Raw genomic sequence first — 13,061 nt, 5'->3', positions numbered from 1 at the left:
ATTACAATCCATATCTCAGTTTTAAATCTTCAGGGTATGGTGTGACATACCACTGCTCAGCTAAATATTCGCTAGGGAACTCTCGCAGGTAATGACGGATTAGTGTGAGTGGCGCCATCAGCGGTAGCGTTCCGTCATGGTAATCGAGTATTAACTGACTCAACTCCTGCTTCTGCTGTTTATCTAAGTACTGTTTAAAATAACCTTGAATATGCTGCAGTACATTTGTGTGGTTGCGTCTTGAGGCAGGTTTACTTAATGCCCCCATCACACGCAAAATGTAGCGTTGGCAAAAAGCTTCATCGATAGCCTGCGCTTCACCAACGTCACGGCCTAGGGCACGATATTCGGCCTGATTGTGTGCCATTAGAATAAGTTTTGCTTGTGTATGAAACTTAAGCAAGGCGGCTTTGTTTAACGGATGCGATAACGACTTCCAACGACCATATAGGAATACGCGTAAAACAAAGTTCTCGCGTAGATGGGGATCATTCAGGCGCCCATCCTCCTCCAAAGGCAGTGCGGGCTCTAATTGGTGCAAGCGTTCAGCAAATAATCCCATTGCCTCCTTGCGAGCACTACCTGTCTTAGGGTCATATAATTTTACACGCTCCATGCCGCAGCTAGGTGACTTAGCGCATAAGACATAACCCGACAGATCCGCTAGCTTGGGTTTTACTTTGTCCGCGAAATGCTTGAGCGATTCAGTAACATCTTCGCCGGTTTTAGGAATGACCGCGCGTACTTGCTCGTCCTTATATTCTAAGCGGATGGTTGGACGCGGTACTGGCAACCCGATGCCGACTTCTGGGCAAAATTTAACGAACTCGACGTGTTTAGCCAGTTCATTTTCGCAAAAGGGTGAACGCTTGTGACCCCCATCGAAACGTACTTCATCGCCCAGTAAACAGGCGCTTATTCCAACTTTTAGGCGCATCAAAACTCCATTTATTTACAAGCTTATAATACATTATATATATTGTTGCGTGGGTGTTGCTATCTAACATAACGGACTTATAGCAAAAAAGGTTTGATTAAGTTGTACAAATTTAGATCCAAGCCGAATAGACATACGTAAAGCACGTTAAATCAACCCAAAAATTCAGGATAGTTGTATCGTATGGATAAAGTGCAGCGTTTACCTCTATTTCCGCTAACGGCTCATGTTATGCCGAATGGAAAGCTAAAATTGCGCATCTTCGAACAACGCTACACACGGTTAGTGAAACAGTGCATGGCAAATCAAAGTGAATTTGTTGTATGCATGTTTGATCCTGGCATCGATAAATATGATCCTGAATATATTCTGCCCTTTGGCACCGCGGTCACCATTGTTGACTTTGAAATGCTCAACGATGGTTTTCTGGGTATTACTGTGCATGGTGAGCGTCGAGTTCACATAAAACATCACGAATTCGAGGACGATGGTCTTCGAGTCGGTGACGTTGAAGTACTCCCTTTTTGGCAGCACACACCAATTACGGATGAGGTTGCCGTGCTTAAAGAGCGCCTTGAAGAAATTTATGGTGTTTACCCAGAACTCGGTGATTTGTATGATGAAAAACCGTTTGAACAACTCGATTGGGTGTGCCAGCGTTGGCTGGAAATTTTGCCACTCGACGTTCACACCAAACAAGAGTTAATTAAATCGCAATCAAGTGAGCAAGTTGCTGATTATCTGCTAAACTTGGTTACGTAACTTTTTTGAGATCGACTGATCCAAACTTAAACTTGTTCTCGTAGTTAGATATACCAACTAACAACAATAGCAGGTCTAGTTATGCAAACGGTGACATCTCATACTTCACAACGGGGAGTTATGACCACATCCCAGCAGGACACTGCAGAAAAAGCTGCGCAACTTTTGGCTCAAATTGCTGAAACGCGTAGCCGTCAAGCGTTCAGTGAATTGTTCTCACACTTTGCGCCTAAGTTGCAAGCTTATGGAACGCGTCAGTTTGGTAACGAACAAACTGCAATGGATCTTGTGCAAGAAACGATGACAAATGTGTGGCATAAGGCACATTTATTTAAAGCTGATAAGGGTTCACCTTCGACTTGGATTTTCACGATTGCGCGTAATATTCGATTCGATTTATTAAGAAAGAATAAAAAGCGTAAAGATGATATAAGTGCAGATGAACTATGGCCAATTCTGGCCGAGCAGAATGATAACTTAGACGACGATTACGCGTTGGACCAAGACATTCTGTTGCAAGAGATTTCTCACTACTACGGTCAGTTGCCAGATGCACAACGTATCGTGGTAGAAAAAATATATGTCGAGGGTAAGTCGCAGCAAGAAGTTTCCGACTCTCTTGGAATTCCATTGGGCACGGTTAAGTCTCGTACGCGCCTTGCATTAAAGAAATTGAAAGAGTTAATAGTTGAGCATGATTAAGTCACATCCCTCTGAAGCAATTTTGTATCAGTACGCTTCAGGCGACCTTAGTGCGTCAATGACATTAGTTGTTGGTACACATATTGATATGTGCCCTATTTGCAAGCGAACAGTTTGTGAAATAGAGGAAGATTTATGTAACAAGCATTTGGATAGCCTTGTTGAAACGATTTGTGCCCCCTCTAAAGGTGCCATGTCGAAAACCCAATGCGACCAAATGTTAGAGGCGATTTTTAACTCTCAGGCCAAGCCTGCCGCTCAACGCGAAGATTTGATTAGTCTTGAGGGTCGTCGCTTCAATTTACCGACGACTTTGGCGCATAACGCTCATCGTATCGGAGAATGGACCCATTTAGTGGGTAAGCTATGGAGAGCGCCTGTTGATTTGTCCGATGATGGACAAACCAATTTAATTTATATGGAGCCCGGCGCCCAAGTACCGGAACATACTCACAAAGGTCAAGAAGCCACACTTGTGATTGATGGTGTATTCAATGATGAGCACGATGCTTATTATGACGGTGATTTTATCTTGTTGGATGCGGATCGTAAGCACACACCTCGTACTGCGACGGAAGACTGCTTGACCCTTGCGACACTAGACGCACCGTTGTTCTTTACATCGGGTATCAGTCGCCTGCTTAATCCATTTAGTAGTTTATTTTTTCGCTAACGTTTTAAGCATAACTAAACGATAAAGCCCGAGCTATTGCTCGGGCTTTGTGTTTTCTACGCGGCTTTTGAATTTTTGACCGGGTTTAAAACTCACCACTCGGCGAGCAGAAATAGGAATATCCTCACCCGTTTTCGGATTCCGACCTGGGCGCTGATTCTTAGTTCGAAGTTCAAAGTTACCAAAGCCTGATAACTTGACCATTTCCCCCGATTCTAAAACAGAACGTATTTCTTCAAAAAACGCCTCTACTAAATCCTTAGCGTCTTGCTTACTTACCCCGTACTTGTCAAAAAGTACCTCAGCGAGTTCTGCTTTAGTCAGCGCCATATCCTAATCCCTCAAGGTTGCATCAAACTCCGACTGTAACGTCGATACTAGCTTTTCCATAATGCCGTTTATTTCGACTTCTTCAAGGGTCTTTTCGTTATCTTGAAGTGTGACGGAAAGAGCTAAACTACGCTTACCTTCTGGCAGGTTATCACCTTGGTAAACGTCAAATAAGTTTAGGTCAATCAACTGATTAACGCCAATGTTCTTCAACGTAGTTAACACTTCACCCGCCGCGATACGTTCATCTAAAACAATCGCTAAGTCACGACGGATACTCGGAAACCGCGACACAGGTTGAGCCGATGGAATGCTACGTTGGTTAATCGCATCAATTTGCAATTCGAACACAAAAGCACGTTGATTAAGACCGAATGTCTTCTCAAATCTAGGGTGTAAGGCCCCTATATAGCCGATACAACGCTCACCACGATATATCGCAGCAGACTGTCCTGGATGCAGAGCGCTGTGTTCGCTAGCAACAAAACGAACATCATTGACACCGGATTTCTTCAACAAGGCTTCAACATCACCTTTTACATCATAGAAATCGACGCCACGGTCTTCCGCCGACCAATGTTCGCCATAGGCCTTACCTGAACGCACGCCAGCAAACATCGGTTGCTGCATCACACCATTTTCAGCCACTTCATCAGGGATAAAACGTAAGCCTGTTTCAACAAAGGCTAATACTGATTGCTGACGCTTTTGGTTATGCGCTAGCGCATTCAATAGACCCGGCCACAAGCTTAACCGCATTGATGACATGTCCACCGAAATAGGATGGGGTAATGTTAACGATGCACTTTCATCAAATAACGCCGCTTGATGTTTCGGGTCTACGAAGCTATACGTAATTGCTTCTTGATAGCCCCGCTCGATCATCGCATCCACTAAGCGGTGTGTGCTGATTAGTGATTCCTGTTGTGCGCGCATACGTAATTGTGCAGCGGGCGCAGCTGCCTGAATATTGTTATACCCAAATACGCGCGCAACCTCTTCGATAAGATCTTCTTCAATGGCAATATCAAATCGATAAGTCGGCACTTTGACCAACCACTCGCCTGTCTCCACTTTGACGTCAAAGCCTAGACGCTCGAGAATTTCAGTCACGCGAGCAGCTTCAATATCAATTCCTAATACACTCGCGAGGCGTGCCGCACGCAGCGTCACCTCAGCTGGCTTAGGTAGATGCTCGTCTGATTTGGCTTCGACGATAGGACCTGCTTCACCACCACAAATTTCAATCAACAACTGTGTTGCGCGCTCCATGGCTTGGCGTTGCAATTCTGGGTCAACACCGCGTTCATAACGATGAGACGCATCCGTGTGCAAACCAAAACGACGTGCTTTACCTAAAATCGCATCAGGCGCGAAGAATGCGCTTTCGAGGAATATATCTTTGCTTTCTCGTGTTACACCACTGCCGAGGCCACCATAAACGCCCGCCATAGCCAATGCCTGCTTGTCATCAGCAATAACTAGCACATCGCCATCGAGTTTCACTTCTTGCTCATCCAATAAAGTTAAGGTCTCACCTTTATTGGCATAGCGCACATGAACATCGCCTTGAACGCGGTCGAGGTCGAATGCGTGCATCGGGTGGCCCAGCTCCAACAATACGTAGTTGGTGATATCAACCACAGGATCAATGCTACGTATACCACTGCGACGCAGTTTCTCGCTCATCCACAACGGTGTTTGTTGCTTAACGTCAACATTCTTTACTACGCGCCCCAAGTAACGAGGGCACCCAACCGGTGCATCTAAGTGAATTGCTTTGGCGTCTTCGAGAGTTGCTTCAACTGCGTCAACTGTCGGCTCGGACACATCAATGTTATTCAGTACACCGACCTCACGTGCTATGCCACGAATACTCAGGCAGTCACCGCGGTTGGGTGTTAAATCGATATCAATACTTAAGTCATCCAGACCCAAATACTCGCGGTAATCTTTACCGATGGGTGCGTCTGAAGGTAGCTCAATGATACCGTCGTGGTCATCAATTAGACCCAGCTCTTTAAACGAGCACAACATACCATGCGATGGATGTCCGCGCAGCTTTGCCTTCTTAATTTTGAAGTCACCCGGTAATACCGCGCCAACCTTAGCGACCACAACCATTAAATCCTTACGGCAGTTCGGTGCACCGCAAACGATATCAAGTAATTCATTCTCACCCACATCGACTTTAGTGACCTGTAACTTATCGGCGTCTGGATGAGGACCGCATTCAACGACTTTACCAACGACAACAGTATGAAAGTCTGCTGCAACGGGCTCTAAACCATCAACCTCAAGGCCAGCCATACTGAGTTGCTCGCTCAGCGCTTCACTAGAAATGTCTGGATTGACCCAACTTCTTAGCCAATTTTCACTAAATTTCATGTTCGCCGCCCTCTTAATTAAACTGTTTTAGGAATCGCAGGTCGTTCTCGAAGAACGCACGCAGATCGGTCACGCCGTAGCGCAGCATGGTTAATCGCTCTACACCCATGCCAAAAGCGAAGCCTGTGTATTGCTCAGGATCAATACCGACTGCACGAAGTACATTTGGGTGAACCATTCCGCAACCCAATACTTCTAACCATTTACCATCTTTACCCATTACATCCACTTCAGCGGAAGGTTCAGTAAACGGGAAATAAGAAGGACGAAAACGAACCGTTAACGACTCCTCAAAAAAGTTATTTAAGAAGTCTTCTAAAATGCCTTTTAACTGCGTAAAGCTCACGTCTTTATCAACCATCAAGCCTTCTACCTGATGGAACATCGGTGTGTGCGTTTGGTCGTAATCGTTACGATATACGCGACCTGGCGAAATGATACGTAATGGTGGCTGCTCAGCCTCCATGGTACGGATTTGCACACCCGAAGTTTGCGTTCTTAGCATCGTTGAGGGAGTAAAGTAGAACGTATCGTGGTCTGCACGTGCAGGGTGATTCGCTGGAATATTGAGCGCGTCAAAGTTGTGGAAGCCGTCTTCTACTTCTGGGCCCTGCTTCACACTGAAACCTAAGTCACCAAAGAATGATTCAATACGGCGAATGGTTTGTGTAACAGGATGTACGCCACCCACTTGGCTAGCGCGTCCAGGTAAGGTCACATCAATACGCTCAGCATCAAGCTTTGCTTCGAGCTCAGCCGCCTTTAAAACCTCTTTGCGGGCGTTAATATCAGCTTGGACTTGTTGTTTAGCTTGATTAATTTTTTGTCCAGCGTCGCGACGCTCAGATGGTTCAAGCTGACCTAAGCCTTTTAACAGCTCAGTTAATCGGCCTTTCTTGCCCATGTATTCAACGCGCACTTCGTCCAGTGCTTGCGGCGAATCAGCTTCAGCAATAGAGTGCTGCGCCTGTTCAACGATTTGTTCTAACTGCATTCGTTCCCTCAACCTATCATGCAAATTACGAAAGCTCTATTCTAACGAAAAAGCCATAAAAAAGGGAGCCAAATTGGCTCCCTTTTAAATCTGTTTATCGGTTTTTGGCAAAGCCTTTTTGCCGATTACAGTGCACCTTTCGCCTTTTCAACCAAGGCTGCAAAACCGCTTTGGTCATGTACAGCGATGTCGGCAAGGATTTTGCGATCGATTTCTACCGATGCTTTCTTCAGACCGTTGATAAAGCGGCTGTATGACAAACCGTTTTGACGCGCTGCCGCATTGATACGAACAATCCACAATTGACGGAATTGACGTTTCTTGTTGCGACGGTCACGGTATGCGTATTGACCTGCTTTAGTAACTGCCTGCACCGCAACGCGATATACGCGACTACGAGCACCATAATAACCTTTCGCCTGCTTTAGGACTTTCTTGTGACGCGCACGCGCGATCACACCACGTTTAACTCGTGCCATTTGCTAATCCCTCCTTACGCGTATGGTAACATACGATCGACTAATTTGACGTCGGCCTCGTGGACCATGCTCTTCGCGCGAAGCTGACGCTTACGCTTAGGTGTCTTCTTAGTCAGAATGTGACGCAAGTGAGATTGCTTGCACTTGTAACCGCCTGAAGCAGTCTTTTTAAAGCGCTTTGACGCGCCCTTGTTTGATTTCATTTTTGGCATGAAATAAAACTCCGCATTGTTGATTAAAAGTGTGACAGGGTGAGTTCAACCGAGGCTGAACTACTTGTGTACCACAATCACTTCTTAGCCGGTGCCAGAACCATAATCATCTGGCGACCTTCGGCCCTTCTAGGGAACGACTCAACAGTTGAGATTTCGTCTAAATCGTCTTTAATACGAGTTAGCAGCTCAATACCCAACTCTTGGTGTGCCATTTCCCGGCCACGGAAACGGATAGTGACTTTAGTTTTGTCACCTCCCTCGAGGAAACGACGCAGGTTGCGCAGTTTTACCTGGTAGTCGCCCTCATCTGTGCCAGGTCGGAATTTGACTTCCTTAACCTGAATCTGTTTCTGCTTTTTCTTCTGCTCTTTCTGGTCTTTACTCTTTTCGTAGAGAAACTTACCGTAATCCATAAGGCGGCAGACAGGTGGCTCAGCATTTGGACTCATTTCGACCAAATCAACACCAGCATCCTCTGCTGCTTCAAGAGCTTCATTGATACTTACAATACCGATCTGTTCACCTTCCGTGCCAATTAAGCGAACTTCATTAACACGAATTTCGTCATTGATACGATTTTTGTCAGCGCTTTTCTGAGTTCTTTTTCCGCCTTTAATGGTTTATTCCTCCAAACTAATTAATTGATTTTGCGTGTACGCACTTCTGCTTGTAACTGCTCAACAAACTGTTCGAGCGGAAACTTACCTAAGTCTTCACCGCTACGAGTACGAACCGCAACCTCGCCAGCCTCGACTTCTTTATCGCCAACAACTAGCAAATATGGAACACGTTTTAAAGTGTGTTCTCGGATTTTAAAGCCTATCTTCTCATTTCTCAAGTCGGCTGATGCACGAATTCCCTTTTCATTCAGGGATTTCACTACTTTATTGACGTAATCGCGTTGATTATCGGTAATATTCATCAACACAACTTGCGTCGGTGCAAGCCACAACGGGAAATTCCCCGCATACTCTTCAATAAGAATGCCCATAAAACGTTCAAGTGACCCGAGAATGGCTCGGTGAATCATTACAGGCGTATGGCGATCGTTATCTTCACCTACGTAAGTCGCATTTAAACGACCCGGTAAGGCGAAATCTAACTGTATTGTACCACACTGCCACGCACGACCTAAGCAATCGAACAAAGTAAATTCAATTTTAGGACCGTAGAAGGCACCTTCACCTGGTAGATAGGTGAAGTCGATATCATGTGCTTTCAAGGCATCCGCTAAAGCTTTTTCACTACGATCCCAAGTTGCATCATCACCAAGGCGTTTCTCAGGGCGTGTTGAAAGCTTCACATCGATCTTATCGAAACCAAACGTTTCATATGTTTCGTAGACCATTTTGATGCACGCAGCGACTTCTTCTTGCACCTGATCTTCAGTACAAAAAACGTGCGCATCATCTTGTGTGAAGCCACGTACACGCATCAGTCCGTGCAGCGCACCTGAAGGTTCATTACGATGACACGAGCCAAACTCTGCCATACGCAACGGCAAATCACGATAAGACTTAAGGCCCTGGTTAAAGATCTGTACATGACCTGGGCAGTTCATTGGTTTTACCGCGTACTCACGGTTTTCTGATGATGTCGTAAACATCAGGTCTGAAAACTTCTCCCAATGACCCGACTTTTCCCACAATACACGGTCCATCATCATCGGACCTTTAACTTCTTGGTATTGGTATTCGCGTAGTTTCTCACGCACAAAGTCTTCGAGTTCGCGGAAAATGGTCCAGCCATTATGATGCCAAAATACCATGCCTGGCGCTTCTTCTTGCCAATGGAACAGGTCTTGCGCCTTACCAATTTTACGGTGGTCGCGTTTTTCGGCCTCTTCTAAACGTTGCAAATACGCTTTTAACTGTTTTTTATCCGCCCACGCAGTACCGTACACACGTTGCAACATCTTGTTATCTGAGTTACCACGCCAGTATGCGCCCGCCATTTTCATCACTTTAAAATGTTGGCAGAATTTCATCGTTGGCACGTGTGGTCCACGGCACATATCAATGTATTCTTCGTGGTGGTAAAGACCAGGCTTAGCATCCGTTGGAATATCTTCGTCGAGAATTTCGACTTTGTATGGTTCATGGCGCTCTACAAACGTTTCACGCGCTTCTTGCCAGCTGACTTTCTTCTTGATGACCTGATACTCGGTTTTCGCGAGTTCTTTCATGCGTTGTTCAAGTTTATCGAGATCGTCCTGCGTTAAAGTGTGATCAACGTCAACATCGTAATAGAAGCCATTATCGATGACTGGACCTATCGCCATTTTTGCGTCCGGCCATAATTGCTTAAACGCATGGCCTAATAAGTGAGCACAGGAATGACGAATAATATGTACACCGTCATCATCTTTCGGTGTCACGATCTCAATACGCGCATCGTGCTCAATCATTTCACAGGCATCGACGAGTTCCCCGTCAATACGACCTGCCACGGTGGCTTTAGCTAAGCCAGCACCAATATCTTGAGCCACATCCATAATGGATACAGGTTGATCAAATTCGCGTTGACTACCGTCAGGGAGAGTGATTACAGGCATGAAACTTCCTTTCTACAGTGGTGACACCTACCAAGTGCCACATGCGCTAACATCGATTCTTTGTCGAACCATACGAAATTGTTTACGTTCGGTACCATCGAACGTAAACCCACACTATAATGCAGGCTTTTTGTGAGAGCAAGGGTAACACATGGATCTAGCGAGTGTTTGGGGGCAGCTAGCAGCGTTAACAGCAGCCGCTTTTTGGGCAGTGGCTTCGATACTTTATCATCGCGCCGGTGCACACTTTTCGGCGTTACAAATGAATCTCATCAAAGGCGCAATTGCCAGTCCGTTGCTATTCGGTATGAGTGCCCTGTTTGGCGCACCGTTGGTATTTAGTGCAGGGCTCTGGTTACTCGCCCTCAGCGGAGTAATTGGTATTACCGTAGGCGACAGCTGCCATTTTGCCGCATTGCGCCGTTTGGGCCCTTGGCACGCCATGCTACTCGAATACTTAGCGCCGCCTCTAGCTGCGTTTATGGCTTGGTTATTTTTAAACGACGGTCTTTCAGGTATCGAAATTATCGGTGCGTTCGTGACTTTGTTGGGTGTTTTGTTGGTCGTCACCGAACGTGCGCCTAATCAGCAGCCGTCGCTATCCATCAGCGGAATCCTGTTTGGCTGTGGTGCTGCGCTCTGTCAAGCAACTGGGCTGGTAATGGCTTTTTCGGTATTACAAAATGATGTCATTGATCCGCTCAGTGCGGCATTTATTCGCCTTGCCGCCGGTTCTATTCTATTAGCGCTGATTGTTGGAATATCACAACGCCACGCTTTTCAAGCCATTTTTTGCCAGTGCCGAGCCATTAATCCGATGCCACTGCTGGGTGCTATCTTTTTTGGGACCTTTTTAGCGATTTGGTTACAGCAGCTATCTATTGCACATATTAATCCGGGTTTAACACAAACACTTCTGTCCACTGCACCACTTTTTTTAATTCCAATTTCTTTATTGAAAAAACAAAAGATTACCGTGCGTTCGCTGTTCGGCGCACTGGTTTCATTAGGTGGTATAGCGATTCTATTTCTATAATTAAGGCGACCCTAAAAAAACAAACGGTGACCGTTATGCACGAGGAAGACCTGACCAATGCAATCATCCGTTGCCCCCACTGCGGGCATACGACGCAGCTCGGTGTAGATAGCAGTAACGGCGATCAGGATTACCAAGAAGAATGTTCAGCCTGCGGTGACCTGATTCATATCCAACTCACCGTCGACCCCATTAATGCGCAAACTCGTTTAAAGGTTGACGGCAACGATGAACAATTCTATTGACCGCGTGCGGCAAGGACGCGTTCCACCGTTGTGACAGTCGTGATAGTTTGTTGGTCCATCTCAATGTTCACATTATCGCCTGGCTTTAGTTCAGCCAAGTTCGTTAAGCGCAATGTTTCGGGAATAAGGTGCAGACTAAACTGATTACCCTTTACCTGCCCAACCGTCAAGCTCGCACCATTGACGGCAATAAAGCCCTTCGCGAACAAATAAGGCACTTGAGCTTGCGGTAACGACAACCAAGCTGACCAATTATGTTCACTGACTTCAACATCAAGGATCGAAGCGGTGCAATGAATATGCCCTGATACGTAGTGACCGCCAATTTCATCACCGACCCGCAACGAGCGTTCGAAGTTAACCTCCGAGCCTACTTTCAGTTCGCCTAGGTTAGTCAGCCGCAGCGTTTCATCGATCACATCAAATGAAACCTGTGTCTCATCAAAGTGAACCACTGTTAAGCAAACACCGTTTATCGCTATACTGGCCCCCAGTTGAACGCCATCAAGATGGTGCGGCTCAACTGAGACGGTCAAATGACGAAAATCGCTTTTATCAGTCAGCGATTCCACGTTGGCTTTGGTTTGAACAATACCTGTGAACATTTAGCTTATGTCCTTAGTTGACAACACAATACTGACCAGTTTAAAGCTTTTATTTACGCGACTCCAGCCAAAGCGTTGTGTCAACGCATGGACAGTGGCAATTTTATTAGTTTCGTTGGTAGGTTGTTCGCAGCCCTCGACTGTATCCAGTTTGCACGATCTACACGAGCGCGTAGCCTTTACCTTAGATATTGAATTAACGCCGCTCACATTCGAGCCCCGACCGCCACAGTTACCTGACGTTCGCGTCCTCAAGCCGACGGCATCGACACCCACCATGAGCTTTTTAACAGCGCTACAACTGAATCATTGTCGTGCTGGGCAGCTCATTGCTGAGCGTAACAGTGCATTAGGTCGCCTTGATGATGGATTCTCTCGTTTTCAAGATGATCAAAGCCTCATTAAAGCGCTCAGACAATGTGCTAAGTCACCGAAGTCAGAAGCTTTTGCAGCTGAGCTCATTACCGCTGCGCAGCAACTCAGCGACACAACGTCTGCTCGTCTGGCACGCGCGTTTGCAACGGACAAAGGATTCAGACATGCGCTAACGATGGCTGCAACGCCATTAGTAACAATTTCCGACACTGAGTTTAGTCACAGTATAAGTGCCTTGAATGCGGTCACTTCATGGCTTGAGGAGCCAAATACAGCTGTTGATCTGAATCAGCACTTAAAAGTTTTGGCGCAAGAAAACTACTTGCCCCAACTGATGCGAAGCGTCGCTGAGTCTTCTGTTCTACTCGCGCAATTTTACGAGCAAATCGATAACATTGCTCAGCCTGCGGGGTGTTTATCGAAAGGTGTGCCAGAACGCGCTCACCGTTTACATAGCGCCTTTATTTCAGTTTTTATCAAACAAACACAAGGCGACTTAGCGGATTTACAACGCCAGTATCAACGCTTTAGTGAAGCTCTAAACACGCTTGCAATGAAAGCGCCGCAACCTGAGCTTAAACGCTATATAAATCAATGGGCCCTTTACGACGCGCGGTTAACGCAGGCAACTAAGTCGTTCGTCCAACCCTGGCAACAGTTTTTTGAAGCATGTGGATTTAAGGCTGGACGTTAAATTTCGTACACTTTGGTGATTTAACAAGCAAACACACGCTATCGGGTAAAAAAGTACTTGCATGCTTAACTT

15 protein-coding genes are annotated in these 13,061 nt (G+C 46.1%); 6 read left to right on the top strand and 9 right to left on the bottom strand.

What is annotated here, in order from left to right; all coding sequences use genetic code 11:
* Position 1 precedes the first annotated feature (1 nt).
* Positions 2-937, bottom strand: a complete 936-nt coding sequence (locus BFR57_RS03585) for a DUF523 and DUF1722 domain-containing protein (protein ID WP_143441038.1) — start codon at positions 935-937, stop codon at positions 2-4.
* A gap of 183 nt (positions 938-1,120) precedes the next feature.
* Between BFR57_RS03585 and BFR57_RS03580 the strand changes: the two genes are divergently transcribed.
* The 3 genes from BFR57_RS03580 (at position 1,121) to BFR57_RS03570 (ending at position 3,074) form a co-directional block, all read left to right on the top strand.
* Positions 1,121-1,699 carry an LON peptidase substrate-binding domain-containing protein gene (locus BFR57_RS03580; protein WP_071462665.1) on the top strand — a complete coding sequence of 193 codons (579 nt, stop codon included), beginning with the start codon at positions 1,121-1,123 and terminating at the stop codon, positions 1,697-1,699.
* An 81-nt stretch (positions 1,700-1,780) separates the two neighbouring features.
* Positions 1,781-2,401, top strand: a complete 621-nt coding sequence (locus tag BFR57_RS03575) for a sigma-70 family RNA polymerase sigma factor (protein WP_040487855.1) — start codon at positions 1,781-1,783, stop codon at positions 2,399-2,401.
* Complete coding sequence (locus tag BFR57_RS03570) at positions 2,394-3,074, top strand: ChrR family anti-sigma-E factor (RefSeq protein ID WP_071462664.1); 681 nt, start codon at positions 2,394-2,396, stop codon at positions 3,072-3,074. Before BFR57_RS03575 ends, BFR57_RS03570 begins: the two co-directional genes overlap by 8 nt.
* 33 nt (positions 3,075-3,107) lie before the next feature.
* On the opposite strand, the gene BFR57_RS03565 is transcribed toward BFR57_RS03570, so the two are convergent.
* The 7 genes from BFR57_RS03565 to thrS all read right to left on the bottom strand — a co-directional run bounded on the left by BFR57_RS03565 (position 3,108) and on the right by thrS (position 10,034).
* Positions 3,108-3,404: an integration host factor subunit alpha gene (locus BFR57_RS03565; RefSeq protein ID WP_006955394.1), complete on the bottom strand. Its 297-nt coding sequence runs from the start codon at positions 3,402-3,404 to the stop codon at positions 3,108-3,110.
* A 3-nt stretch (positions 3,405-3,407) separates the two neighbouring features.
* The gene (gene pheT / locus BFR57_RS03560) at positions 3,408-5,792 is read right to left on the bottom strand and encodes a phenylalanine--tRNA ligase subunit beta (protein WP_071462663.1); all 2,385 of its coding nucleotides are present in this window, start codon (positions 5,790-5,792) and stop codon (positions 3,408-3,410) included.
* 13 nt (positions 5,793-5,805) lie between these two features.
* Positions 5,806-6,786: a phenylalanine--tRNA ligase subunit alpha gene (pheS, locus tag BFR57_RS03555; protein WP_071462662.1), complete on the bottom strand. Its 981-nt coding sequence runs from the start codon at positions 6,784-6,786 to the stop codon at positions 5,806-5,808.
* 125 nt (positions 6,787-6,911) lie between these two features.
* Complete coding sequence (gene rplT, locus BFR57_RS03550; RefSeq protein ID WP_006955397.1) at positions 6,912-7,265, bottom strand: 50S ribosomal protein L20; 354 nt, start codon at positions 7,263-7,265, stop codon at positions 6,912-6,914.
* 14 nt (positions 7,266-7,279) lie between these two features.
* Positions 7,280-7,477 carry a 50S ribosomal protein L35 gene (gene rpmI, locus BFR57_RS03545; RefSeq protein ID WP_006955398.1) on the bottom strand — a complete coding sequence of 66 codons (198 nt, stop codon included), beginning with the start codon at positions 7,475-7,477 and terminating at the stop codon, positions 7,280-7,282.
* Between the two features lie 77 nt (positions 7,478-7,554).
* Positions 7,555-8,097, bottom strand: coding sequence for a translation initiation factor IF-3 (gene infC / locus BFR57_RS03540; protein WP_083405017.1), 543 nt, complete (start codon positions 8,095-8,097; stop codon positions 7,555-7,557).
* Between the two features lie 20 nt (positions 8,098-8,117).
* Positions 8,118-10,034 carry a threonine--tRNA ligase gene (gene thrS, locus BFR57_RS03535; protein ID WP_071462661.1) on the bottom strand — a complete coding sequence of 639 codons (1,917 nt, stop codon included), beginning with the start codon at positions 10,032-10,034 and terminating at the stop codon, positions 8,118-8,120.
* Between the two features lie 151 nt (positions 10,035-10,185).
* On the opposite strand from thrS, the gene BFR57_RS03530 reads away from it, so the two are divergent.
* The gene (locus BFR57_RS03530) at positions 10,186-11,070 is read left to right on the top strand and encodes an EamA family transporter (RefSeq protein ID WP_071462660.1); all 885 of its coding nucleotides are present in this window, start codon (positions 10,186-10,188) and stop codon (positions 11,068-11,070) included.
* 35 nt (positions 11,071-11,105) lie between these two features.
* The gene (locus BFR57_RS03525; protein WP_071462659.1) at positions 11,106-11,315 is read left to right on the top strand and encodes a CPXCG motif-containing cysteine-rich protein; all 210 of its coding nucleotides are present in this window, start codon (positions 11,106-11,108) and stop codon (positions 11,313-11,315) included.
* Here BFR57_RS03525 and BFR57_RS03520 read toward each other — a convergent pair.
* Positions 11,309-11,920: a riboflavin synthase gene (locus BFR57_RS03520; protein ID WP_071462658.1), complete on the bottom strand. Its 612-nt coding sequence runs from the start codon at positions 11,918-11,920 to the stop codon at positions 11,309-11,311. The two genes, BFR57_RS03525 and BFR57_RS03520, sit on opposite strands and share 7 nt — an antisense overlap.
* Positions 11,921-12,014: 94 nt before the next feature.
* Between BFR57_RS03520 and BFR57_RS03515 the strand changes: the two genes are divergently transcribed.
* Positions 12,015-12,989, top strand: coding sequence for a DUF3080 family protein (locus BFR57_RS03515; RefSeq protein WP_071462657.1), 975 nt, complete (start codon positions 12,015-12,017; stop codon positions 12,987-12,989).
* Positions 12,990-13,061: the final 72 nt, after the last annotated feature.

Source organism: Idiomarina sp. MD25a, from assembly GCF_001870515.1.
Taxonomy (GTDB): Bacteria; Pseudomonadota; Gammaproteobacteria; order Enterobacterales; family Alteromonadaceae; genus Idiomarina.
This window is presented reverse-complemented; position numbering and strand designations above follow the sequence as displayed.